Annotated in this window: 32 protein-coding genes; 25 read left to right on the forward strand and 7 right to left on the reverse strand. The window is 57.8% G+C overall.

From position 1 onward, the window contains the following. Positions 1–90 precede the first annotated feature (90 nt). Together GM658_RS12425 and GM658_RS12430 are read left to right on the forward strand one after the other, a co-directional pair. On the forward strand, positions 91–480 hold the full coding sequence (locus GM658_RS12425; RefSeq protein WP_155454362.1) for a hypothetical protein: 390 nt from the start codon (positions 91–93) through the stop codon (positions 478–480). Next, on the forward strand, positions 481–1113 hold the full coding sequence (locus GM658_RS12430; protein WP_155454363.1) for a hypothetical protein: 633 nt from the start codon (positions 481–483) through the stop codon (positions 1111–1113). A 70-nt stretch (positions 1114–1183) separates the two neighbouring features. On the opposite strand, the gene GM658_RS12435 is transcribed toward GM658_RS12430, so the two are convergent. The 6 genes from GM658_RS12435 to GM658_RS12460 form a co-directional block, all read right to left on the reverse strand. Next, positions 1184–1456 carry a helix-turn-helix transcriptional regulator gene (locus tag GM658_RS12435; RefSeq protein ID WP_308612969.1) on the reverse strand — a complete coding sequence of 91 codons (273 nt, stop codon included), beginning with the start codon at positions 1454–1456 and terminating at the stop codon, positions 1184–1186. Next, on the reverse strand, positions 1453–1896 hold the full coding sequence (locus GM658_RS12440; protein WP_155454364.1) for a hypothetical protein: 444 nt from the start codon (positions 1894–1896) through the stop codon (positions 1453–1455). The genes GM658_RS12435 and GM658_RS12440 overlap by 4 nt, the downstream gene beginning before the upstream one ends. A 113-nt stretch (positions 1897–2009) precedes the next feature. Further along, positions 2010–4130, reverse strand: a complete 2121-nt coding sequence (locus tag GM658_RS12445; protein ID WP_155454365.1) for a ParB/RepB/Spo0J family partition protein — start codon at positions 4128–4130, stop codon at positions 2010–2012. A 16-nt stretch (positions 4131–4146) separates the two neighbouring features. Further along, a complete protein-coding gene (locus GM658_RS12450) occupies positions 4147–4671 on the reverse strand; it encodes a hypothetical protein (RefSeq protein ID WP_155454366.1) in 525 nt (174 codons plus the stop codon). A 359-nt stretch (positions 4672–5030) separates the two neighbouring features. Further along, positions 5031–5258 (reverse strand): Arc family DNA-binding protein, encoded by a 228-nt coding sequence (locus GM658_RS12455; RefSeq protein ID WP_155454367.1) that lies wholly within the window; start codon positions 5256–5258, stop codon positions 5031–5033. 312 nt (positions 5259–5570) lie between these two features. Beyond that, positions 5571–6008: a hypothetical protein gene (locus GM658_RS12460; protein WP_155454368.1), complete on the reverse strand. Its 438-nt coding sequence runs from the start codon at positions 6006–6008 to the stop codon at positions 5571–5573. Between the two features lie 85 nt (positions 6009–6093). Between GM658_RS12460 and GM658_RS12465 the strand changes: the two genes are divergently transcribed. The 6 genes from GM658_RS12465 (at position 6094) to GM658_RS12490 (ending at position 9645) form a co-directional block, all read left to right on the forward strand. Continuing rightward, a complete protein-coding gene (locus tag GM658_RS12465; RefSeq protein ID WP_155454369.1) occupies positions 6094–6324 on the forward strand; it encodes a transcriptional regulator in 231 nt (76 codons plus the stop codon). 116 nt (positions 6325–6440) lie between these two features. After that, complete coding sequence (locus GM658_RS12470) at positions 6441–6905, forward strand: YmfL family putative regulatory protein (RefSeq protein ID WP_211841857.1); 465 nt, start codon at positions 6441–6443, stop codon at positions 6903–6905. Then, positions 6905–7303, forward strand: coding sequence for a hypothetical protein (locus tag GM658_RS12475; RefSeq protein WP_155454371.1), 399 nt, complete (start codon positions 6905–6907; stop codon positions 7301–7303). Before GM658_RS12470 ends, GM658_RS12475 begins: the two co-directional genes overlap by 1 nt. A 10-nt stretch (positions 7304–7313) precedes the next feature. Beyond that, on the forward strand, positions 7314–8417 hold the full coding sequence (locus GM658_RS12480; RefSeq protein WP_155454372.1) for a YdaU family protein: 1104 nt from the start codon (positions 7314–7316) through the stop codon (positions 8415–8417). Continuing rightward, on the forward strand, positions 8356–9066 hold the full coding sequence (locus tag GM658_RS12485; RefSeq protein ID WP_155454373.1) for a hypothetical protein: 711 nt from the start codon (positions 8356–8358) through the stop codon (positions 9064–9066). The genes GM658_RS12480 and GM658_RS12485 overlap by 62 nt, the downstream gene beginning before the upstream one ends. A 39-nt stretch (positions 9067–9105) precedes the next feature. After that, entirely contained in the window at positions 9106–9645 is a 540-nt protein-coding gene (locus GM658_RS12490) for a hypothetical protein (RefSeq protein WP_155454374.1), read from the forward strand. 166 nt (positions 9646–9811) lie between these two features. On the opposite strand, the gene GM658_RS12495 is transcribed toward GM658_RS12490, so the two are convergent. After that, entirely contained in the window at positions 9812–9988 is a 177-nt protein-coding gene (locus GM658_RS12495; protein ID WP_155454375.1) for a hypothetical protein, read from the reverse strand. Positions 9989–10116: 128 nt separating this feature from the next. On the opposite strand from GM658_RS12495, the gene GM658_RS12500 reads away from it, so the two are divergent. From GM658_RS12500 to GM658_RS29530, 17 genes are all read left to right on the forward strand, one after another. Beyond that, positions 10117–10299: a YodC family protein gene (locus GM658_RS12500; protein ID WP_155454376.1), complete on the forward strand. Its 183-nt coding sequence runs from the start codon at positions 10117–10119 to the stop codon at positions 10297–10299. Positions 10300–10470: 171 nt separating this feature from the next. Next, complete coding sequence (locus tag GM658_RS29765; RefSeq protein ID WP_371865103.1) at positions 10471–10611, forward strand: DUF2158 domain-containing protein; 141 nt, start codon at positions 10471–10473, stop codon at positions 10609–10611. A 170-nt stretch (positions 10612–10781) separates the two neighbouring features. Continuing rightward, positions 10782–11153, forward strand: coding sequence for an HNH endonuclease signature motif containing protein (locus GM658_RS29905; RefSeq protein WP_155454378.1), 372 nt, complete (start codon positions 10782–10784; stop codon positions 11151–11153). 118 nt (positions 11154–11271) lie between these two features. Continuing rightward, complete coding sequence (locus GM658_RS12515) at positions 11272–11748, forward strand: hypothetical protein (RefSeq protein WP_155454379.1); 477 nt, start codon at positions 11272–11274, stop codon at positions 11746–11748. Positions 11749–11756: 8 nt separating this feature from the next. Further along, entirely contained in the window at positions 11757–13469 is a 1713-nt protein-coding gene (locus GM658_RS12520; protein WP_371865095.1) for a terminase large subunit, read from the forward strand. Further along, the gene (locus tag GM658_RS12525; RefSeq protein WP_155454381.1) at positions 13466–14704 is read left to right on the forward strand and encodes a phage portal protein; all 1239 of its coding nucleotides are present in this window, start codon (positions 13466–13468) and stop codon (positions 14702–14704) included. Before GM658_RS12520 ends, GM658_RS12525 begins: the two co-directional genes overlap by 4 nt. Positions 14705–14713: 9 nt before the next feature. Continuing rightward, on the forward strand, positions 14714–15388 hold the full coding sequence (locus tag GM658_RS12530; protein ID WP_155454382.1) for an HK97 family phage prohead protease: 675 nt from the start codon (positions 14714–14716) through the stop codon (positions 15386–15388). A gap of 60 nt (positions 15389–15448) precedes the next feature. Then, positions 15449–16783 carry a phage major capsid protein gene (locus GM658_RS12535; protein ID WP_155454383.1) on the forward strand — a complete coding sequence of 445 codons (1335 nt, stop codon included), beginning with the start codon at positions 15449–15451 and terminating at the stop codon, positions 16781–16783. A 68-nt stretch (positions 16784–16851) separates the two neighbouring features. After that, on the forward strand, positions 16852–17292 hold the full coding sequence (locus tag GM658_RS12540) for a hypothetical protein (RefSeq protein ID WP_155454384.1): 441 nt from the start codon (positions 16852–16854) through the stop codon (positions 17290–17292). After that, positions 17289–17846 carry a head-tail connector protein gene (locus GM658_RS12545; protein ID WP_155454385.1) on the forward strand — a complete coding sequence of 186 codons (558 nt, stop codon included), beginning with the start codon at positions 17289–17291 and terminating at the stop codon, positions 17844–17846. The genes GM658_RS12540 and GM658_RS12545 overlap by 4 nt, the downstream gene beginning before the upstream one ends. After that, the gene (locus GM658_RS12550; protein ID WP_155454386.1) at positions 17846–18184 is read left to right on the forward strand and encodes a phage head closure protein; all 339 of its coding nucleotides are present in this window, start codon (positions 17846–17848) and stop codon (positions 18182–18184) included. Before GM658_RS12545 ends, GM658_RS12550 begins: the two co-directional genes overlap by 1 nt. Then, entirely contained in the window at positions 18184–18702 is a 519-nt protein-coding gene (locus GM658_RS12555) for an HK97-gp10 family putative phage morphogenesis protein (RefSeq protein WP_155454387.1), read from the forward strand. Before GM658_RS12550 ends, GM658_RS12555 begins: the two co-directional genes overlap by 1 nt. After that, positions 18699–19043 (forward strand): hypothetical protein, encoded by a 345-nt coding sequence (locus GM658_RS12560; protein ID WP_155454388.1) that lies wholly within the window; start codon positions 18699–18701, stop codon positions 19041–19043. The genes GM658_RS12555 and GM658_RS12560 overlap by 4 nt, the downstream gene beginning before the upstream one ends. A 56-nt stretch (positions 19044–19099) precedes the next feature. Further along, a complete protein-coding gene (locus GM658_RS12565) occupies positions 19100–19312 on the forward strand; it encodes a hypothetical protein (RefSeq protein ID WP_155454389.1) in 213 nt (70 codons plus the stop codon). Further along, a complete protein-coding gene (locus GM658_RS12570; protein WP_155454390.1) occupies positions 19293–20225 on the forward strand; it encodes a phage tail tube protein in 933 nt (310 codons plus the stop codon). Before GM658_RS12565 ends, GM658_RS12570 begins: the two co-directional genes overlap by 20 nt. A 72-nt stretch (positions 20226–20297) precedes the next feature. Further along, positions 20298–20624, forward strand: coding sequence for a hypothetical protein (locus GM658_RS12575; RefSeq protein ID WP_155454391.1), 327 nt, complete (start codon positions 20298–20300; stop codon positions 20622–20624). A gap of 116 nt (positions 20625–20740) precedes the next feature. Next, on the forward strand, positions 20741–21007 hold the full coding sequence (locus tag GM658_RS29530) for a DUF1799 domain-containing protein (protein WP_170298782.1): 267 nt from the start codon (positions 20741–20743) through the stop codon (positions 21005–21007). Positions 21008–21009: the final 2 nt, after the last annotated feature.

A 21009-nucleotide genomic window follows, 5' to 3' on the forward strand; every position in this document is an offset into this window, starting at 1 on the left:
ACGAGGTGAGACGTAATGTTACATTGTGTGAATATTGGCCGGCTGGGTCGTGGTAATATTGCCAGTTATCAAGTCCAGCTGGAAATAACAATGAATAAGAATGAGCTACTTCTTGAACAGGCTCGGATCGCGGCGTCCTTGCAAAAGGCAAAGTTGGCAACGTTCGATAACGTTGCGAAGATCGCCGGCGCAGTTTTAATCATCTACTTGGTAATGTCGGGGCTCAAAGAGATTTCGGCCGCAAACCCAGCGGGGATTTCTGCTCTTGCAGTACTGGTCAAGAATCTCAATATAAGCGGTATTCTCGGTTATGTTCTCGCGGCGGGATCAACCACCGCGTGGTACCTTGAGAGAAAGGGCAAAAAGCGAATTGTTGAAAAAGCGGCGAAAGCTAGGCACCGTCGCGAAGCAAATGACCCTTACCATCCTTCCAGTGGTTTAACTCACACTGGGGATACCCCAGAAAGCGCGGAGGTATAAATGGAACTAATTATTGCTGGAATCGGCATCCTTCTTATCAATCTCATGTGGAGAAAGATGCTCAAGCGATCGCTGTTGGATACTCATCGAGATAAGTTGTTTGACTTGCGAGACAACCTTCGCGCGACCTTCAGAAAAAATGATTGGGATATGAATTCCCCAATTTATCGACACGTGCGCGACTTGTTGAACGGCTACCTTCGCTATACCGAGCGATTCTCGTATAGCGAATTCAACTACATAGAGACTGCCGTTAAGCACAACAAAGATTTGCAGCGAGCGATGAAGGAGCGATTCGAGCGAAACTTCGTATGCGACTCAGTGGATCAGTCGAAGTACATTGCCGCTCTGCGTCACGAAGCGCGCCAGATAATGATGAGCTATATGCTCACAAGCTCGGGCTGGATGGTCTTGCTGATTGTGTTCTTCCTCCCAATCGTTGTGGTTGTTATGTTGTTGGGCGGCTTTATTCGCGCCCTCAAGGCAAGTGGCTTGTCGGTATTTACCAAGATGGTTGAGCTGCGGGAAGTGTGCACTTCGTTTGTGCGCCTGACTCTGGCTTTTATTGCTGCAGCAGTTTTAACCGAAGATTTGGTTGAAGAATACTCCTATCGGCAAGCGGCATATAGATAGGCTGGAATTTAGAAAAAAGGCCCGCAATTGCGGGCCTTTTTTTACGCTCACTCGCCTTTGATAACCTGAATTACTGCCCACTATTTTGACCTTGGCAGTCAGCCGATTGCTTAGGCCCTTTGCGGCCACCAGTATTTGGCGGAGGTGGAAGATCTGACACTGGCCGCTCCTCTGCCCAAGCCTCAACCTCGCGCACCAGCCAGCCGACGCGCTGTGCGGACAGCTTGCGAGGCGGTGGGAACTCACTCTGACGAACCATCTTTTGGATTGTCGCGGTCGATAACGTCAGCAGACTGGCCACCTCGGGCAAGTCCACGTACAGGCGGTTCATTGCTGCGCTCATTGAGTGATCTCCTGCGAAGACTGGTCAGCGCGAGTCAGGCGTTCAATCTCAAGCACAAGCCTTTCGATGTGATCGGCGGCTTCAATGTCGATATCTGGCGGCTTGATCATGCTTTGGCCGGCAACGGTGCGAAGTCGCCGCGCCAGGTCGCGGCTGGCCGCGGCGCGCGGCGAGGTGGTGCGGTGCTGTGCGAGGTACTGCCTTGACATGCTCAGTACGGCGGCGCGTTCGGCGTTGCGCTTGAGATCCTGGTCAATCACGCCGCGCTCCTTGAGGTCGGCCTTGGCGTGCAGCAGTGCCGCCATTGGAGCGAAGTGGTGCAGCGCGTTCAAAACTTCGCCTGCCGCGTGCAGTTCGCTCGCCAGGCTGGTGATGACCAGGTGCGCTGGCAATGGTTTGGCCGGCGCCACCGTAGTCGTATGGTTATTAAATGCGTTCATATGGTTTCTACTGATTGACTAGGTTAAGTGGTCGCCATCAACGTGATCAACGCACTGATGGCGGCAAGGATCGCGAACATGGTTAGGTCCAGAATCCGTTCATTGCGCATTGCTTAGGTCCTCGTTTGCGTCGGGAAGGGCCACGCCGCCGCTGGCTTCAGCTTCGGTGCTTGCTCTGGTTCCGGCACCAGTTCGCCACTCGCTTCGGCCTGGGCCGCGCGGTTCTTGCGCACTTTGATGACCGGGCCGGTCGTGTCGCCTTCCTGTGCCTGCGGTTTGCCCTTGAGGGTGATCGTCTTGCGTGGCGCCGGTGCGCTTTCTGCCTCATCGGTGCGGTTGGCAGGAGCTGCAGCTGGGGTTTGAACGTCCTTCTTATGCCAAGCCTTATCCTTGTAGAAGTAGCCGAGTGCGTTCGCAGCGGCCTCAGCGTTGCCGATATGGTGCGGAGCCTTGTCGATGATATGCGCGATGACAGCGGTCATATGTTCGATGTTCGCTGTAATCGCGGCGAGAACGTCTTCGGGGTTCTGTAGTGCGTCAATGTCGATGCCGGCGACAGCCAGGTCGGCAGGCGTGACGTCGACGCCTACCGTTTCCGCCATGGTCACAAGCGCTTGCTCGAATGGGGTCAGGTCCTCATCGAGGTTCCAAGTGTCGACAGTGAGGCTCTCCCCGATGAGTAGATCCATCAGCAGCAATTGGACGGTCGTCATGTCAGCTTGGTCGATGTAGGCGCACAGGCCTTCGTCGCTGCGGTCGTCGAAACGGTACAGGTCGCCGATCAAGTCGTCTGGCAGGCAGAATCCCTGGTCATCGAGAACGATTGCCTTGGTCAGTTCGCGCAGCATGTCCAGCGTAAGTCCGTCGGCTGCAAGGGAGCGCAGTTTGCGGTAGCGAGCGACGCGTTCTTGCGTCTGCGTCTTGCAGCGCTTCTGGCGTTCCTCGCGTTCCTTTGCCTCGCGGGCCGCTCTCTCTTGTTGTGCGGTCAGCTTCGCGTCTGCGCCGGCTGCATCCGCGCCGCGGCGATCGGCGCGGGCCTGTTCTGTTTCGCAGGCGCCTGCCTTTTCCAGGGCTGCTTGAATGTCTTCGCGGCGATAGAGCGCTTTGACACTGCCATTGTCTTCTTTGAGGTACTTCGCCGGCGTAGGCCAGCCTTCTGCCTCGATGTGCTTCTTGACCGTGCCGCCCATGCCGGTCGCCGGCGCCACGCGATCGAAAGCGCTCAGGTGGTGATCTTCGGTAACGAACGCTTCGTCGCGGTTCCAATTGCATGGGTACGCTTCGTCAGCTTCATCGCCTTCCAAAACCGGGATGCCCTTCTTGTTCGCGACCACAATGATTCGCTTGTAGTGCGCCGCCTTCTTCTCAGCGAAGCAATCAGGGTCAGTGCACACGTTTGCATTTTTTGCGTCCGGGTAAATCTCAGGTTGGTTGCCGGTGCGCTTTGGGCATTTCACACAGCTGCCGGCATTCGCCATCAGCTTCGCATCCTTGGTGTCGAAAACGGCTATGCCGAGGTCCAGCGTATAGCGCTGCGCGATATGTGTGGCTGCCTGGCGAACGGACATGGGCTCATTGCTGCCGTACTGCGGCGCCATGATCTCGCTCAGGGCTTTGTCCTGCAGCTCCGGTGTTGGAATGCGTGCGATCAGCAGGGCGGTCGACGCGGGGAAGCGCTGGATATCGTCCAGGAACAGTTCGCGCGCCTTGAGCGACAGCGCGCAAAGCTTCAGGCGCCCATACACGTACGAGCGGCTTTGCTTAACCTTGGCGGCTAGCTGGTCGGCGTTGTAGCCGTGCTTGAGCATTAGCTGTTCGAAGCCGATTGCCTCTTCCAGCGGGTGAGGGTTCTCACGCTGGATGTTTTCCAGGAGCTGAATCTCGGCTGCCTGCTTGTCCGTGAGGACTTTGATGCTGGCCGGCGCGTTGAGCAGGCCTGCCATGACGGCAGCGCGGAAGCGGCGCTCGCCGGCCACGATCTCAAAGATCTGCGGCGCGTCAGCGGTCGGCGTCACCGGGCGCATCAGGATCGGCTGCAGGATGCCGACTTCGGCGATGTTGTCCGCCAGCTGTTGCAGCGCCTCCGGGTTGAAGCGAGTGCGGTTGGTGTACGAAATGCGTACCAGGTGTAGAGGAATGTCGCGGTAGCCCTCGGTGACGAGTTCATCAACGACGATTACCTGGTCTGCGGGGGCCGGAACAACCGGCGGTGGAAGAACAACAAGTTTGCACATGGCGTGGGTCTCTCAGTTAATCGCGGTCGTTTGCCGCAAGGGATTTGAAATCGGTGGTGGGTAGGCGTCGTGCCGGGTGCTTGCGTGCAAAGGTGCGCAGCGCGCGACCAATGGTTGGATCTTTCAGTGCAGTTTCCAGCGGGTCGGCAACCTGCATGAAACGGTGCGCCGCGGCGAGCGAGCGCTGGTCGGGATCGGCTGGCGTAACAGTAATGCCGCAAGGCGTGTCGCCCTGGCGCTCCAGTTCTGCAGCGGCTGCGCCGGCGGCATTCGCTGCGCAGGTGCAGAATGTGGTCGTGCCGGTGCTAGTGCGCACCTTGACGTTGAACTCTTGCACCAGGTGGTCGTGAATGGCGAGCGCCTGGTGCAGGTCGTCGGCGGTGTCGCCTCGCTGGCCCGCGAAGCCAGCTTGTTCAAGCAGCTCAGTAACGTTGCTCGCGGCAGTACGCAACTTTGCCATGCTGATGATAAGCGCCGTCGCGTGATCGCTCAGCGAGGACTCCGGCGCGGACATGGTCGTGAAGGTGATCGGTGCGCTCATTTGCACACCTCGCGGGAGGGATGCGCGGAATTTTGTGCAGACGTCTGCACATCCGTCGGGCGGCTATTGGCGCGAGCAGCAAGGTAATCATGACCTTTCAAGCCGGCAAATGGATCTGGCTTGCATTCCACCATTCGAATTTGGCGACGGGTCGCTAAGTCGCTATACAGCGCGTGTACTTCATTACCATTTGAGTAAATCACTTACGCTCTCCGGTTGATTGGATAGCTGGATATTACTAAACGGTAATTTGATATGTCAATACTAAATGGTAATAAATGGTGATGAGTTGGGTAAAAATTTTTTGAACGGGCGAAAAAAAACCGGCAGGAAGCCGGTTTGTGTTGTTAGTTGGTTCGTTATTGCAAGTTACGAACGGCGTCCAAAATCTCCTTCGCCATGTCTTGAAGTGCTGAGGTTTGCTTGTGAACTTCGTTTAGGATTGGGTCGCCTGGTGGGGCTGATAGCCTGGCAATCATTTCAGCATTCAAGGAGCGTCCCTTCAGCTTTGCGGCTTCGAGCAGTTCTTGATGGAGTTCTTCGGGTAGGCGCAGCCCAGCTTTGATGGTTTTTTTTCGCGTGGTCATCACGCGATTTTTGCGCGTTTGTGTACAATGCTGTTGCAAATGCCTCCACTATGGAGGCACTTTTTTTGCGCAAAAAGCTGTACACGATCATTTACCCTAACGACAACTATGTTGCCGATAAGCTAGTTCTGGTAATTTTCGGCTATATTTCTGCCTTCACCAAACATCGTTCGAAGAAAAATGTTGACTACTTTGACGCAGGACCAGCGGCGTCTGCTTGATGCGTATTTGGCAACGTCTCCTGCTGCCAGAGCTGAAGTGCTTAAGATTGTAGAGGCAATGGCAGTGCGCCATCCAGTGCAACGCGTAGAGCTACGACTGGTAACCACCAAGTAGCGACGGATTTTTTTCCGCAACCTCAGCTGTTGTCATAATTGAGCTTTTGCCAAGCTCGGTCGCAAGTCTATAAGCGGTTAGCAGCTTCAATTCGTCCTCGTCAGCCCACACCAACGAAACGTTAGCCTTTGCTGCGGTTTTCGTGGGAATCGACACTAGCGCAGGTCGCACACCGGCGTCGCTGGTGCTTGCCATGTGATAAGGCATATCTGGCGAATCCATCCAGCCAACTGGCAGGCCTGCCTTTGTTTCGAGTTTTCGCGCCTTTTTTTCGCCGAATGACTTCGTTCGCAATAGGCCCGAGATCTCTCCCTGGTTCTCACCAGTATCTTCAACCATTTTTGCTTGCGAGTTGTCGTAGCGCTCACGAATCAACTGGCTGAGCCTCTGGCGGCGAATGTCTTGTATCTGCATATCTGCAATTCTGTACGGCGATTACCTTCTAGTAAATAACCAAATGGTGTTGACCTTTAGCATTACCATTTAGTAATATTGGGTGATGGAAAAATTACTAAAGTTTCTCAATGGTCTAGCAAAAGTTGAGCGGGCTTTGTTCTGCGGGGCTTGCGGGACCAGCGAACGCTACCTTCGAAAGGCTATCAGCATCCAGCAGCGATTGGGCGCCGATCTTTGCATAAACATCGAGCGCGAGTCGAAGCAGGCTGTGCGATGTGAGGACCTGAGGCCGGATGTTGATTGGGCCTACATACGACGGACCGATTGTCCATGATTAGGCCTGAGCCAGTTTCGTTTGGATTGACATGAGCTGGAGCCGAGCAGTTGAGCATAGAGAAATAGTAGTTGAGTGATTTGTTATCTGAAACCCAAGAGTGAAGGGGCAATACTGTGGAGTTGTTATCTGCGTACCAAGCAATGATTAAGGTCCATGGCTGGAATGGAACAGCTGCAACCCTGGGCATGACCAAGTCGGCCCTGGAGCAGCGTGTATATGAAGTGAAGGGCAGTGGCATGCGAGTAGATACCGCGCTGCTAATCCAAAATTACGCCGGAACAAAACACTTTGCGCAGGCGGTTGCACACGCCAGCGGCGGCGTCTTCTATGCTCTGCCAGAGGCGGGCGATCTGTCGGACGTCGATCTGCACGACAAGTTTCATGAGCTGTACGACGAACTGGGCGAGCTATCGCGCGAGTACACCTCGGCGAAAAAAGACGGCAAGATCGATACGCGTGAACGCGCGGTGTTGCAGATTATCGAGAACCGCATGCACACCACGATCCGTGAACTGATGTCGCTGATGTTCCTGATGCACTGCCCAATCCCGAATCCCGTAGCCATGGAGGTTGCGTAATGGCTAATCGTGATTTACCTCGCCGTGGCAGCCGCCAGGCCAACGCGCTTTCAGCTCTCCTCTCTCTCGGCGGCAAGGCTTCTGTTCATACCTTGTACCGAATCGGAGGCAAATCCATTTCGCGTCTCAACTTTGACGTAATCGTCATTGAGCAGCTGGTCTTCTACGGACTGGTCAAAAAGATCGAAGGCGAAGTGGAGTTGACCGAAGCGGGACGCGTTCATCTTGGTGTGGCGAAACCAGTGGAGGCATACGTCGGCAAGGTGCCCGAGCCCCGAGTTGGTATTGGCTTCAGGCCGTTGCGTGCACGCAGTCCCATGGTAATTCGAGAGGGTGCTTTTGATTACCGCGATATCCCGTCCGTAATGGCAGGCCATCGCATTCCATATCGCCCATGAAAGGGGCAGCATGAATTATTACCCGCATCACATTGGCGACTTCAACAGCGCGACGCGGCACTTGACGCGCCTTGAGCGCAGCATCTATCGCGATATGCTCGATTTGTATTACGAGAAGGAGTCGCCGCTGCCGGCCGATCCGCGTTTGCTTTTCAGGCGCCTCCTTGTCGTTACTCCCGAAGAGATTGCAGCCGCAGAGCAGGTGTTGGCAGACTTCTTTGAACTGACTGCGGATGGGTGGGTGAACAAGCGTTGCGCCAGTGAGATCGATGCATATCGCGCAAATCTCCGAGCAGCTAATGCTGGTGGGCGTTCAAAAGCCTGGACAGCAGTAGAGAAGCGCATCCGCGCGGACATTATGGCTGGTGACATTGTAAGTGCTGAGCGACTCCTGTCTGACTTCATCCAGAAGTATGGCGAAACGCCGGAAGCTGTAGCTCAAGGCGACGTGATCTCCAGTCTAATGAGGCCGCCACAGGCCGACTTTGATTTCGGCGCACTGGCCGGCGAGAAGGTACAAGTCACTGCCGCTGATTGTCCTGAGTTGGATCGCGATGCAAACGAGGTGCAACCGCGATCGAACCGAGGTGCAACCGCGGTGCAACCGCGATCGAACCGCGGTGCAACCGAGGTGCAACCGCGGTTCAACCAAGCTGAAGCCAACCAGAACCAGAACCAGAACCAGAACCAGAACCAAAACCAAGTTAACCCCCAGCACCAGCCAACTATGAGCGAAGGTAGCGCGCGCGGGGCTGTAGCGCTCAGCATCGAATTCCGCAAACACGGGGTGCTCACTCAGCCTGCCGACCCACGCCTGATCGAGATGGCGGCTCAGGGAATAACTGCTGCGACAGTTGCAGCAGCGTGCGAGGAGGGCAAGCGAAGCAAGGGTGAATCGCTCAGCCTTGGCTATGTGAATGCCATTCTGGCGCGCTGGTCACGTGAAGCTGCGGGAGTTTCCGTGGCGGGTGCGCGGGCGCCAAGGCAGGGGCATGCTGGCGGAGTCACGGCGGCGCGCATGGCAACGATTACAGGATTGACTGGAGGCGGCAATGATGGAGCCAACAATATCATCGACATTACCCCACCAAGCCCTGCCCATCAGCTGGGTTGAGTCATTGTTCAAGCGGATGCACTTCTCGTACGGGGCGCGTTTTGCGGACATGTGGGCAGGAGTCAATCCCGACGAGATGAAGCAGCACTGGGCCCAGCGCCTCGGGGAGTTATCGCGGTCTGAGCTGGCGACGGGTTATCGCATGCTGGAGTCTCGTGATTGGCCTCCTACGCTACCAGAGTTCATCAAGCTCTGTCGGCCAAACCTTGATCCTGAGCCGGCGTTTTACGAGGCCTTGGCGCAAGGCATCAAGCGGGAACGCGCAGACCCTCATGACCCTGATGTGTGGTCGCACCCAGCGATCTATTGGGCATGGGTAAAGATTGGCGCGTTTGCGATTGCGAACCAGGGATACGAAGCGCTGCGCCCGCGCTGGGTTGACGCATTGCGGCACTACGTCGAGCTGCCGGGGCTGGAGGCGGTCCCGGAAAAGCGTCAAGAGCTGCCGGCTCCGGGTAAAGCGAGGCTGCGGCCAGAGCGAGCGCGGGAGCTGCTGTCGCAGTTGAGGTTGAAGGGCATGCCGCAACGCGCGGGCGTTAGTGGGCAGACTGAATGGGCCAAAACGATTTTGGAAAAGTATGGGCGCGGCGAGTCGGTATGCATCGCGGCGATTGAAATGGCGGAAGAGGCACTGGGTCTGCGGACGTAGACGCATGCAACATCGAAAATGGGCGGAAAGGAATCGTTAATGGGTGCAGTGCTGTTGGTTGATGGAGTTACGTTTGTGGAGCAATCCGGGTTGCGCCTGGTGGGGCCAGTGCAGTCGCAAAAGTATGCGTCGTCGCATCTGGTGCCAAAGGCTAAGCAGGAGTTCCAGGCGCGCTTAGCAAACTGGCGCAAAGTGGTGAAGCGGTCAGTCGGCGCGGGCGGCGCGTCTCAGTATTGCGCTGGCTGGGCGAAGCTGTATGTCCATTTGCGTACGTCAGAGGCCGCGCCAGGAGACGAGCAATTGGCGGAAAAGATCAGGCCGTTGAGCCCGCTAGTGGCGAGCGATGAACTGGATGGTTGGTTAGTCGAGGCGGCATGGCGTACCTTGGGCGATGCAAATGAGCGCCAGGCGCTGAAGGCTCTGTACATCTACCAGTGGCCGGTGGATCAGGTTAGGCGCTTCTTGCGCGGCGTGCGCGGGCCGCACGTCCCCCTGGTTATTGCCAAGGCCGAGCGGAACCTGCAGGCGGTGCTCGAGAAATTGGGAAGCGTTGAGGTAATTCGCAACAATATCGCCTAAGGCTCTTGATAACTTCCTGGGGTTGCGGATACCATTCGATTTACAACTTGTCTGCCGGGGTGTCCCGAGCCTTCAGCCGAACCGGCGTCTCCTCATTGGAGACGTGCGTTCGACTGAAGTAAGTGTGAGAAACAGGCCCGCATATATGGGCCTATTTTTTTCACCATCACTTCGCTGTTAAGTCCCTTGCGATGGCATTGATCAAACCGCTAACGTAAGCGGCATCTTCGTCGGGATTCGACTTTATCGTCGGGCCGTTTAATTTCAAGGCGCCTGATTGAAGCGCAACTTTGACGATATCAATGGCTCGGTCATGCGCGGCGTGACTGTTGTAAATGCTCATTTCGATTTCTCATAAGTTAATGGAAATACGATCATAGCAGATGCAATTGCCGTAATTTTTGGCAGCTTATTTAATGGCCCTATCAGGTGGTTATACTATCTCTCCCTATATTTATTTGGAGTAGATCAATGGCGACGTTTGAAAAAGGCGTTGTAGTTAAGCTGAAGAGTGGCGGTCCAAAGATGACTGTTGTCGGCGTGGGGGACTATGGTCCAATTGGCCCAGAAGATGGCGTGCAATGTACTTGGTTCGATGAAAAGAATAAGCTGCAGTCGCAAACATTTGATGCAGCCGTCTTGGAATTGGTATAGCTCCAGCACTCGATCGAATCGTAGTCGCTAGTTGAAGTATTTAGCCGCCTAAAGGCGGCTAATTTTATGGGAGGTCCCATGTCGTTTGTTGGCGCAGTATTTTCGGCTGCCGATTTACTTCCGACTTATGCGCCGCCTAGCCTGCGTGAGGTAATGCCGGGTAACCGCGTAATGCTCCGTTCTGGCGGTCCAGAAATGATCGTGTGCGACGTTACCGCAACGGGAGCTGCTCAGTGCCAATGGATGGTTGATGGAAAGCTCCTGAACCAGGCGTTCCCACTCGAGTGCCTCACTTGTTTTGGCGCGAAGTAAGTTAGTCCCGTTGTAGGCTGGGCTGATCACATCGAATTCTCGACGACGAAAGGTGGGTGAGCTTGTCTCGATCCGCTCGATAGCGGGGGATACAAGCAGCGTTTCTTTCTTTGCCCGGCTAGTCCGGTTTTTTTATTCGTGCAGACGTCTGCACAGCTCCTGGAGGCGCTATGCCTGTTTCTGCCCCGCGCCCTTGTAGCCATCCGACATGCTCAGTCTTGGTGCGCGATGGCAGTGGCCGATGCCCTGCACATCCCCGCGCCGCGTGGACGAAGGTGACGCCGACCAAACGCATTACCGGGCGACGCCTGCAGGCCATGCGAGCAGCATTGTTCCAGCGTTCGCCTTTGTGCGCGGAGTGCAAGCGTCAGGGCCGAGTTACTGCTGCGACCCAGCGCGACCACATTATTCCATTGGCCGAAGGCGGTGCCGATGATGAGACCAACGAGCAGGCGCTGTGCGACCTGTGCCACGACGCCAAGAGCGCGACTGAGTCCAAGCGCGGGCGCTGGCAAAAGGGGCAGGGCGGGTCAAAAGTCTAGGCCGCCCCGCTGGAAACCGTCAGCCTAGCCAGATTTTTTCGCGGAACAAAAACTACCCCCTGGGGGTTTAAGCAGCTGGCCATCGGCGCCAGTGTCTCCTACATCAGGAAGCAAACACATGGATATGAAAACGAGTCTCGGCACGGCGCTCCCCGCCGTGGGGGCATCGGCCGTGCGCCCTGGTGGCGGTGATGTCACCTCGCCCGAACCGCCTCCAGTCATCGGCCTAAACGACGACGAGCGCGAAATTTACGAATACATCTGCGAATCGCTCCGCACTGCCGGCATTGAGCATCTGACTGCCGGCATGCCGATCGCAGTCATCGTCCGCACCTTCGTGGACTGGATTAAGGCTGCAAAAGAGTGCGACGAGAAGGGCCGATCGCAGACCTCGAAGACCGGTTGGTCGACGCCGACGCCATGGGCGGACGATGAAAAGCGCCTCAAAATGGAGCTGGGCCAATGGTTGCCGAAAGCATGTTTAACGATTCCTTCGCTGGCAAGGGTCCGCAAGGACACCGGCATCCAAGGGCAGCAGGACGACCTGTTCGCAAGTCTCGTAAACCACGCCACCAGCTCACCAAGAAAAAGCTAGATGAGCTGGTGCCGGCCCAGCTGGAAGAGTGGGACGAGCAGTACGGCCTGCCGGTTCTGCGCGGAGAAATCGTCACCGGGAAATATGTGTACCTGGCGGTGCTGCGTCACTACCAGGATCTGCGTGACGCGCACAAGCGAGGCTTCGTGTTCGTGCCAGCTCACGGCTGGCACATCATCCACTACATCGAACGGTTCTTTGTTCACATCAAGGGGCCGCTGGCCGGTAAGCCGATCCTGCTGGATCCCTGGCAGAAGTTCTGGACAGCAGTGCTGTACGGATGGCGGCGACAGTCCGACGGCATGCGGCGCTTCAGTCGCGCTTATGAAGAGGTCGCCCGTAAGAACGGCAAGTCCACCTGGAAAGGGCCACAAGGCGCCTACCTGTTCTCGATGGACGGGGAGACCGGCGCCGAAGTGTATGCGGTAGCAACGACGCGCAACCAGGCGATGACGGTGTTCAAGCCGGCATTCGACAACATCCGTCGCTGGGTGAAGCGCTCCGCCGGGGTGGCACGGTCGTTCAAGATCTTCGCGGGTATGAACCACGAGAAGGTGGAACTGGACGACAACTCGGTGTTCCTGCCGTTGCCGGCGAATGCCGAGAACCTGGACGGCCTGAACCCGTCCGCAATCCTGTTCGATGAATTGCACGCGCAGAAGCATCGCGATGTTTGGGATGTCATGGAGTCGGCCTTGGGCGCACGCGACCAGCCGCTGCTTTCGGCAATCACGACGGCGGGCTTCATCCTGGACGGAATTTGTACGGAGCAGCGCTCGTACCTGATCTCGATTCTGGAAGGCAAGCGCGTCGATGACACGTTCTTTGGCTACATCTACACGCTGGACCAGGAGGACGATCCGTTTGAGGAGCGCAACTGGATCAAGGCGAATCCTGGCCTGGGCAAGTCGAAATCGGTTGAATACCTGCGTACCCAGGCGAGGAAGGCCGCGGCGATGCCTGGCGCCAAGGTCAACTTCCTCACCAAGGACTTGAACATCTGGTGCAACAGCGCCGATGGCTGGTTCGACATGAACGTGTGGGATGTCGGTGGCAAGAAGTTCGATCCGCGCGTGCTGTTGGGACGCCGCTGCTTCGGTGGACTTGACCTTGGCTCGACGCGAGATCTTACTGCCTTCTCGCTGGTCTTCCCGCCAGACGAAGAGGGTGGTGAGTGGCACGTGCTGGTGTGGTTCTGGTGTCCGGAAGAGAAGATCGCCGCCCAGTCCGCCGATGACGCGGCCCCTTACGAGGCATGGCGCCGCGCGGGCTGGCTCACGGCGACCGAGGGCAACGTGACCGACTACGGGCCTGTGCGCGAACGCATCCTGCAGGCCGTGCGCGATTACGACATCGCCGAGATCGGCTTCGATCGCTGGAACGCGCTGCAGCTGGCGAACGAACTGCTCGATGCAGGCGTGCCGTTGGTCGAAGTGCCGCAGAACACAGGTGGTATGTATCCCGGCAGCAAGGCGCTTGAGCAGCTGGTGTATGGCAGGCGCTTGCGCCATGGTGGCAATTCAGTGTTGCGCTGGTGCGCTGGCAACACCGCATTGTTGTTTGACTCGAACGGCAACTTCAGGCCTGACAAAAAGAAGTCGAACGCCAACGGCCGAATTGACGGCATCGTAGCAACTGTGATGGCGCTTAGCCGCGCGTTTGCTGGCGACGAGCTGCAGGGCGACCTGGATGACTTCCTTAACTCACCGATACGGACATGAAACTTTTGAAATCCTTCCGCTCCATTTGGGGGCGCGGCGGCGCGTTGGCCGACAAGATCGGCTTGCAGGATGCGCTGCCGGGCAGTTCCCTGGTGCCAGATGCATCGCATGTCAACGTCGATGGCGCTTTGCAGGTCAGTACCGTGTGGGCATGCGTCGATCGCCGCGCGTCGACAGTGGCCAGCCTGCCTTGCTTCGTATACCGCCAAATGCCAAACGGTGAAAAGGTGTTGGCGCGCACGGAGCGGCTGTATCAGCTGCTGCATGATTCGCCCAACAATCGCATGACGCCCTTCGAGTTCTGGCGGGCGCTGATGATGAACCACGACTTGCGCGGTAATGGCTATGCCAGGATCGACCGGGATAACAATGGCGAGGCGCTTGCTCTGTGGCCAATGCCGGCGGACCAGGTTGAACAGAAGATCCTTCAGGATGGCACCGTGGTCTACGAATACACGCTCGGTGCAAACGTCGCGGTGTTGGCCGCAGAGAACGTGCTGCACTTGAAGAACCTGGGCAACGGAACGATCGGATTACGCAAGCTGGAGTTCATGCGGCCAACACTGGACGAGGCGGCAAAAGCGCAGACAGATGCCAGCAAGATCTTTGGCGCCGGTGGCAAGCCGACCGGCGTGCTGATGGTCGACAAGGTTCTGAATGATGCACAACGCGCTGCGGTGCGGCGGAACTTCGAAGGGTTGGGCGAAGGCAACGTAAATCGCCTACATGTACTCGAGGCGAACATGAAGTACCAACAGGTCACCATGTCGCCAGCCGAACAGCAGCTGCTGGAGACCAGGCGTTACGGCGTGGAGGAACTTTGCCGGTGGTTCGACGTCCCGCCAGTACTGGTCCATCACGCGAACGTGACCGCGTGGGGTTCCGGCATCGCGGAGATCCGGGAAGGCTGGTACATCTTCAGCCTGGCGCCGCTGATGGTCAGCCTTGCGCAGGCGATCCGCCGCTGTGTTCTGACGTCCCGGCAGCGCGCGGCACTCACCGTGGAGTTCTCGCTCGATGCCCTGCTACGCGCATCCCCGAAGGATCGCGCTGAGATCTATGCGAAACACGTGCAAAACGGCATTCAGTCTCGCTCTGAGGTGCGGCAGCTGGAGGGGTTGCCACCTCGACCCGAGGCCGACGTTTTGACCGCGCAGTCGAACCTGGTTCCACTGTCGATGCTGGGCCGGGTGCGTCCCGCCAGCGGCGGCAACGGCGACAACATTGCACAGTAAGGAGAATCAATGCTTTTGCGGAAAATGCTCAACCTGGATCTGGTTGATTTGAAAATGGAAGGCGAGAGCTGGAAGTTCGCCGGCTATGCATCGGTATTCGGTGGTGTCGACAGCTACGGCGACACCATTGTAAAAGGCGCGTTCGCATCGACCCTGCGCGCCGGCAAGCCGAAGATGTTCTTCAATCATGAGTGGCGCATGCCGATCGGCAAATGGACGCTTTCCAAGGAGGACGACCATGGCTTGTATGTGGAAGGCGAACTGACCGAAGGTCTGTCGCTGTCGTCAGATGTACGCGCTGCGATGCGGCATGGCACGCTGGACGGCCTGTCGATCGGTGGTTACGTCAACAAAGGAGACTACGACGAGACCGAAAACGGGCGTGTAATCCGAAAGTGGTCGAGCCTGATGGAGATCTCGCCGGTGGTCTTCCCGGCTGATGGTGCGGCGCGGATCAATCTGGAATCGGTCAAAAGCGAAGAATTTGACAAGGCGCTCGCCGAATGCGCGACTGAGCGCGAATTTGAACGGCTGCTGCGGGATGCAGGGCTGAGCAAGAAGGGGGCGTTGGCGGTCGCCTCCCGTGCAAAACAGATCTTCACCGGGCGGGATGCCGCGGCGAATGGTCTGGATGCAAAGACCGCTGGTGTAGTACTCGAGCGTCTTCAGCGCTTGGCGCAGTAGCTGTTCAACAATCCCTCTTGGCCACCTTCGGGTGGCATTTTTTTATCCTGAAAGGTAAATATGAAACGTAATGTATTCGGTATCCCGCTGCGCGCAGCGGTGCTGTTGGCGTTGGCTGTCTGTGCTGGCCTGGCGCAGGCCTGCGGTGTTGATGTGCAGGCGCTGATTGGCGGTCACGATGCGATGGGCGCCCTGGGCATGTCGACCGCCCTGCTGATGACCGGTGAGATCGACGCGCAAGGCATCATGAAGGCACTGGATGGCATCGAGGCTAAGATGACTAACCTGTCCGAGAAGGCGACGGAGGAGATCAAGAGTCTCGGTAAGGTCAGCACCGACACGAAAACGGCGCTGGATAACCTGGGTGTCGAACAGCGTTCCCTGGCCGACCGCTTGCTGCAGCTGGAACAAAAGTCGGCTGCAACCAAGGATGATGCGCCGGCAGACGAGAGCTATGGCACCCTGTTCACCAAGCACGCGAACTACGAACACTTCTGCAAGGCCGATGGCCGTCTCAAGACCCGCGTTGAGGTCAAGAATACCGTGACCAATACCGTCGGCAACACGTTCTCCGAGCGTCGCCCGTCGATCATCGAAGGCGCCTTCCGCGTGTTCACGCTGGAAGACCTGATGACGCGCATCCCGACGACCAGCAATGCGATCGACTGGGTGCGTGAAAACGTATTTACCAACGGCGCGGCGGAAACGACCGAAGGCACCGCAATGCCGCAGTCCTCGATCACCTTCTCGCCTGGCACCATGCCGGTTTCGACCGTAGCGCACTGGATCAAGATCTCGCGCCAGCTGGCGATGGACAATGCCGCGCTGGCCGCGTACATCAACCGTCGCATGGTCTACGGCGTGAACCTGCGCGTGGAAAACCAGCTGATCGCGGGCAACGGCGTGTCGCCGAACATCTCGGGCCTGACCGTTGCCGGCAACTTCGTGGCACACGGCTATACCGCTGCGTCGCTCAATGCCTTGGGTCTGGCGAACAACCGCTTTGACGTGATCGGCAAGATGATCGGCGACTGCGCGGCGTCGGACAACCCTGCCGAAGTGATCATCCTGAACACCGCTGACTGGTGGACCCTGCGCCTGGCCAAAGACAACACTGGCCGCTACTTGCTGGGCGACCCTGGCGCCAACGTCGTGCCGATGCTGTTCGGTCTGCCAGTCGTCGCCAGCACCGCAATGGCCGCTGGCAAGGTCTGGGTTGGTGCGCTGCGCCAAGCGGTGACCCTGCACTACCGCGAAGGCATCGCGCTGGACCTGTCCGATTCGGACGGTGACAACTTCACGAACGGCCTGGTCACGATCCGCGCCGAGCGCCGCCTGGCGCAAACCGTGGACAAGCCAGCTGGTTGCCGCTACGGCGACCTGGTACCGGCCTAATCGCTAACCGGTCCGGCCTGAAGTCGTGGGCCGGACCATTTGTGCAGACGTCTGCACAGGAGAGATGAATGAACCAGGTCAAAGTAAAGATTCTCAAAACTACGGTCACCGCGCAGTACGGCACTTTGGCCGAAGGGGCGCAATTGCGCACGTCGCCTGAATTTGCTTCGCATCTTGTGGATGACTGTGGCGCTGCCGAATACGTCATCGACGCAGCGGAGGGCGGCAAGACTCCGACGCCAGCAGAAAGCGAAGCTGATGCGGAGATCGCGGAAACGGTCGACGGTGTCGATGCGGTGGCGGAGGGCACTCGTGAAACGCCAGCGGAAGCCGAGGTTAAATCGGTGGGCGGTGACGCTGCTGCCGAAGTCCAGGCGCAGGTGGACAATACGGCGCTCATTGCTGAAGGGGACGAGGAGAAATCTGTCCCCGAGAATGCAGGCGCTGAAGTCAAAGCGCCGGCAGTACCGAAGCGCTCGGCCCGGAAGGCACCAGCGGGGGCCAAATGACGTTCGTGCGAACTGCGGCGCCAACCGTTTTGCCCGTCGACGTTCGCGCTGCGGCAGACAATATGGGCGTGGACGGCACCGAGCTGGATGCGCGTATCGAAGGTTGGCTGAGGGGTATTACCGCCACACTGGAGCGTCGCATTGGGCAATGCCTGATGCGCCAGCGCTGGGAGGGCGCCTTTGCCGGCTTCTTGCCTGAATTCCGGTTGCCGCATCCAGTCCTGGAAGTCGAGAAGGTCGAGTACGTCGATACTGGTGGCACGCTGTGCCAGCTGACGGCCACTGACTACCGCCTGGTGCGGGGCGAGTACGACACCTACCTTCGGCCTGCAATTGGGCGGCAATGGCCCGCGTCGCTGCTGGCTGACGGCGCAGTGAACATTGTCGTGTCGTGCGGCTATGGCGACGATCCGTCGAAAACCCCTGACGACCTGAGGCTTTACCTGCTCGCGAAACTTGGCGAGCAATTCGATCCTGCAACGGGATCGGAGCGCGAAAACGTTCACACGTCGTTCGTGGAGAGCTTACTGGACCCATACCGGAGGTTCAATTGATGACCCTTGCGAAGGAATTGAACAAGCGCATCACGATCCAGCGGAAGTCGCATACGAAGGATTCCTTTGGCGGCAATGTGGAAAGTTGGACCAATGTGGGGAACGTATGGGCCGGCGTAGCTCCGGTGTCATTGACCAGGCGTCGACAAACGAAGCAGGGTGGCGAAGAGTCCGTAACCTCGATTCCGATCAAGGTTCGCTTCGGCGTTGACGTCGCGATCGACGATCGCATTCTGTTTCGTGGAGCAACGTATGAGGTAAAGCAGATCGAGAACCCAGGGTTCGCAAACCGCGTTCTGGTCCTGACCTGCGAATCCCTTCCGCTTGGTGCGATCTGATGGCCAGCGGGATCCAGGGGATTGCCGAGCTGCGCAACGCCTTCCAGGGAGTAGGCGAAGACATGCGGCTGCGAACTTCTCGGGTGATGGTCGCTGCAGCCGGTGGCGTGCTACGCAAGGAGGCACGCGCGCTGGCGCAAGCGCAAGGGCTGCGGCTCACTGGCGCGCTGATCCAGAACATCGTGATCAAGCGCGACAAATCGCCGGATGGCGTAACGCAGTACAACCTGGGCGTGCGACACGGGCGTGCTTTGGGGAAGAAGGCGGAGAAGAAGCTGGTCATTGGGAAAAATGGCCGGGTTACCAGCGTGTATGTCAACGATCCGTTCTACTGGTGGTTCCTTGAGAAAGGTCGCAACGTATACCAGGGAAATGGCAGGCGTAAGCGTGGTGCAGTAGTGCGCCGCGTCGAGGCCACGCCATTCATTGCGCCTGCTTTGGACAACCGCCAGCAGGAGGCGATCGATGCCATGGCGCGGCGCCTCGAGACTGCGATCAGAAAGGCTAACAGCAAATGACCATTGACGAAATCGTCTACGCCGCGCTCTCGGCGGTGCTGCCTAACACGCATTCGGTAGAGCTTCCCGAGCGCCCGACTTGGCCCGCTCTGGTGTTCGAGATCAACTCGACGCCAGAAGACGGCTGGGTGATGGCTGGGGGCTACGACCAACACGAAGTCATGGTCAGTACTCTCGCGCGTAGTAAGCGCGAGATCAACGACCTGAAAGCGCGAACCGAAGCTGCCCTGGAAGTGCTGGATGCTTACCTTGGCCTTGAACACCAAGGTGACGTCGAATATCAGGGGGAGGCTGACGTGTATGCCTATGTGCAGAATTTCCGGCTACGAACGCGGCGTTAGAAATCGAAACACTGAACTGGCCCGATCGCGGGCCCTTTTTATTGGAAGGAAACAAAGTGAGCAAACGACTTTCCCCAGCCGTCGACGAGGCGGGCCAAGGCCGTGCAGCACAAGCGGTGACGAATGCCGCAGTGCTGCCGGATCCCTATGCGGGCCTGGGCGGTACCTATCTGGTTGACCCGCAGACCGGGTTGCGCGTGCCGTCGGAAGAAACCTTGATTCATCACCAAAACCACGGAAAGGACAACAATGGCCAAGAAGTCGCGTAATGCTGTACTGCTGGTAAAACTTCAGCCAGTAGCAGGTACTGATGCTGTGCCGACAGGCGCGGCGAACGCCATCATGGCGATGAACATTTCCGCGCAGCCGGTCTCGGCGGAGTTTGCCAAGCGCAACAACATCAAGCCATACCTGGGCAACATGGGCAGCGTGCCGGTCGCCATCCACGCCGAGATCAACTTTGACGTTGAACTGGCTGGCGCCGGCGCCGCTGGTACCGCGCCAAAATACGGTCCGCTGCTGCGCGGTTGTGCCTTCAGTGAAACCGTCACTGCCGGCACAAGCGTCATTTACGCTCCGGTCTCCACTGCCCTGGAATTCGTGACGCTGTACTACAACCTGGATGGCATCCTGTACAAGATGACTGATGCCAAGGGGACCGTCAGCTTCGAGCTGAACGCCAAAGGTATCCCGGTAATGAAGTTCAAGTTCATCGGCTTGTACAGCACGCCGACGGATACGGCGATGCCGGCTGGCGTGGACTACTCTGGCTTCAAGGATCCGGTCGCGGTCAACAAGGCCAACACGCCAACAGCATCGTTGCACGGTATTGCTGGCCGCGTGCAGACCATCAGCGTGGACATGGCGAACCAGCTGGTGTACCGCAACCTGATCGGCTCCGAAAGTATTGAAATCACGGATCGCGAACCGAGCGGGTCGTTCGTCATGGAGCTCGATACTGTAGCGACCAAAGACTGGTACTCCACGATCCGTGATGGCGTCCTCGGCGTGCTGTCGGTGATTCACGGAAAAACCGCCGGCAACATCGTCGAACTCGCCGCGCCTAAGGTGCAAGTGCTGGATCCGTCGTTCAATGACAGCGATGGCATTGTCATGCTCACGACGAAGTTGGATATCCAGCCCAACACCGGAAACGACGAGTTCACGCTCACTGTTCGTTAAGTCGACCTCAAGTACCCCTACCAGGGCCCGTGCAGCGGGCCCTTTTATTTATCAAGACAAGGATTACACACCATGGCATTCAAACTCGCACTAACCCCAACCTACCGTACCAAAGTCACCGTGGAAATTCCTAACGAGGCGGGCCGCATCGAGAAGTCTGACTTCACGGTCGAATTCAAACGCGTGAATATGGACCGCGTGGAGGAGCTGCGCAAGCTGCCACAACTCGATGTGCTGCGTGACGTCGTCGCTGGCTTCTCCGGTCTGTTTGACGAAACCGGCAGCGAGGTCACCTTCAACCAGGCGCACCTTGACGCGCTGCTGGCGATCCCGCATGCCTTGTTCGCTATGGCTGACGCGTTCTGGACTTCGATCTACAAGGCGAAAGAAAAAAACTAACCGCGGCGGCGCGGTATTGGGCGGGCGAGCGGCCTTCCGTTCCGCAGGTTGATGCCGACGTTGTCGCGCAACTTAAGGCGCTGGGAGCGCCGGATGACGTCGTTGCGAAGGCCGAGGTGTCGGCATCTGCCGCCGCCGCGCAGGATGTTGACTTCCTTGTGTTCGAGGACAACTGGCAGGCGGTATGCACATTCTGCGCCTTGGCTACTCAGTGGAAGCTGGTCGCCGGCGCCGCCGATCTCCTCTACGTTGGGCTCGACTATGGCGCCATCGAAATGGTGTTCCGCCTCGAGCAGGTACCTGCTGCCGATTGGCGCGCGCTGTTCCATGACCTGCGGTTAATGGAGCGCGAAGCGTTGCCGCTCCTGAACGAGCGCTCGTGATT

It is taken from the genome of Massilia eburnea, from assembly GCF_009720745.1.
Classification (GTDB): domain Bacteria; phylum Pseudomonadota; class Gammaproteobacteria; order Burkholderiales; family Burkholderiaceae_D; genus Rugamonas; species Rugamonas eburnea.

Excerpts from the sequence above, each read along its gene's own strand:
- GM658_RS12450 (WP_155454366.1), bottom strand. The coding sequence starts at position 4,671 with ATGAGCGCACCGATCACCTTCACGACCATGTCCGCGCCGGAGTCCTCG.
- GM658_RS12535 (WP_155454383.1), top strand. The coding sequence starts at position 15,449 with ATGAAACGTAATGTATTCGGTATCCCGCTGCGCGCAGCGGTGCTGTTG.
- GM658_RS12465 (WP_155454369.1), top strand. The coding sequence starts at position 6,094 with ATGGAAAAATTACTAAAGTTTCTCAATGGTCTAGCAAAAGTTGAGCGG.
- GM658_RS12575 (WP_155454391.1), top strand. The coding sequence starts at position 20,298 with ATGGCATTCAAACTCGCACTAACCCCAACCTACCGTACCAAAGTCACC.
- GM658_RS12485 (WP_155454373.1), top strand. The coding sequence starts at position 8,356 with ATGATGGAGCCAACAATATCATCGACATTACCCCACCAAGCCCTGCCC.
- GM658_RS12570 (WP_155454390.1), top strand. The coding sequence starts at position 19,293 with ATGGCCAAGAAGTCGCGTAATGCTGTACTGCTGGTAAAACTTCAGCCA.
- GM658_RS12425 (WP_155454362.1), top strand. The coding sequence starts at position 91 with ATGAATAAGAATGAGCTACTTCTTGAACAGGCTCGGATCGCGGCGTCC.
- GM658_RS12475 (WP_155454371.1), top strand. The coding sequence starts at position 6,905 with ATGGCTAATCGTGATTTACCTCGCCGTGGCAGCCGCCAGGCCAACGCG.
- GM658_RS12515 (WP_155454379.1), top strand. The coding sequence starts at position 11,272 with ATGGATATGAAAACGAGTCTCGGCACGGCGCTCCCCGCCGTGGGGGCA.
- GM658_RS12460 (WP_155454368.1), bottom strand. The coding sequence starts at position 6,008 with ATGCAGATACAAGACATTCGCCGCCAGAGGCTCAGCCAGTTGATTCGT.
- GM658_RS12435 (WP_308612969.1), bottom strand. The coding sequence starts at position 1,456 with ATGAGCGCAGCAATGAACCGCCTGTACGTGGACTTGCCCGAGGTGGCC.
- GM658_RS12545 (WP_155454385.1), top strand. The coding sequence starts at position 17,289 with ATGACGTTCGTGCGAACTGCGGCGCCAACCGTTTTGCCCGTCGACGTT.
- GM658_RS12540 (WP_155454384.1), top strand. The coding sequence starts at position 16,852 with ATGAACCAGGTCAAAGTAAAGATTCTCAAAACTACGGTCACCGCGCAG.
- GM658_RS12500 (WP_155454376.1), top strand. The coding sequence starts at position 10,117 with ATGGCGACGTTTGAAAAAGGCGTTGTAGTTAAGCTGAAGAGTGGCGGT.
- GM658_RS12480 (WP_155454372.1), top strand. The coding sequence starts at position 7,314 with ATGAATTATTACCCGCATCACATTGGCGACTTCAACAGCGCGACGCGG.
- GM658_RS12560 (WP_155454388.1), top strand. The coding sequence starts at position 18,699 with ATGACCATTGACGAAATCGTCTACGCCGCGCTCTCGGCGGTGCTGCCT.
- GM658_RS29765 (WP_371865103.1), top strand. The coding sequence starts at position 10,471 with ATGCTCCGTTCTGGCGGTCCAGAAATGATCGTGTGCGACGTTACCGCA.
- GM658_RS12430 (WP_155454363.1), top strand. The coding sequence starts at position 481 with ATGGAACTAATTATTGCTGGAATCGGCATCCTTCTTATCAATCTCATG.
- GM658_RS29905 (WP_155454378.1), top strand. The coding sequence starts at position 10,782 with ATGCCTGTTTCTGCCCCGCGCCCTTGTAGCCATCCGACATGCTCAGTC.
- GM658_RS12530 (WP_155454382.1), top strand. The coding sequence starts at position 14,714 with ATGCTTTTGCGGAAAATGCTCAACCTGGATCTGGTTGATTTGAAAATG.
- GM658_RS12525 (WP_155454381.1), top strand. The coding sequence starts at position 13,466 with ATGAAACTTTTGAAATCCTTCCGCTCCATTTGGGGGCGCGGCGGCGCG.
- GM658_RS12495 (WP_155454375.1), bottom strand. The coding sequence starts at position 9,988 with ATGAGCATTTACAACAGTCACGCCGCGCATGACCGAGCCATTGATATC.
- GM658_RS12555 (WP_155454387.1), top strand. The coding sequence starts at position 18,184 with ATGGCCAGCGGGATCCAGGGGATTGCCGAGCTGCGCAACGCCTTCCAG.
- GM658_RS12490 (WP_155454374.1), top strand. The coding sequence starts at position 9,106 with ATGGGTGCAGTGCTGTTGGTTGATGGAGTTACGTTTGTGGAGCAATCC.
- GM658_RS12445 (WP_155454365.1), bottom strand. The coding sequence starts at position 4,130 with ATGTGCAAACTTGTTGTTCTTCCACCGCCGGTTGTTCCGGCCCCCGCA.
- GM658_RS12455 (WP_155454367.1), bottom strand. The coding sequence starts at position 5,258 with ATGACCACGCGAAAAAAAACCATCAAAGCTGGGCTGCGCCTACCCGAA.
- GM658_RS12440 (WP_155454364.1), bottom strand. The coding sequence starts at position 1,896 with ATGAACGCATTTAATAACCATACGACTACGGTGGCGCCGGCCAAACCA.
- GM658_RS12550 (WP_155454386.1), top strand. The coding sequence starts at position 17,846 with ATGACCCTTGCGAAGGAATTGAACAAGCGCATCACGATCCAGCGGAAG.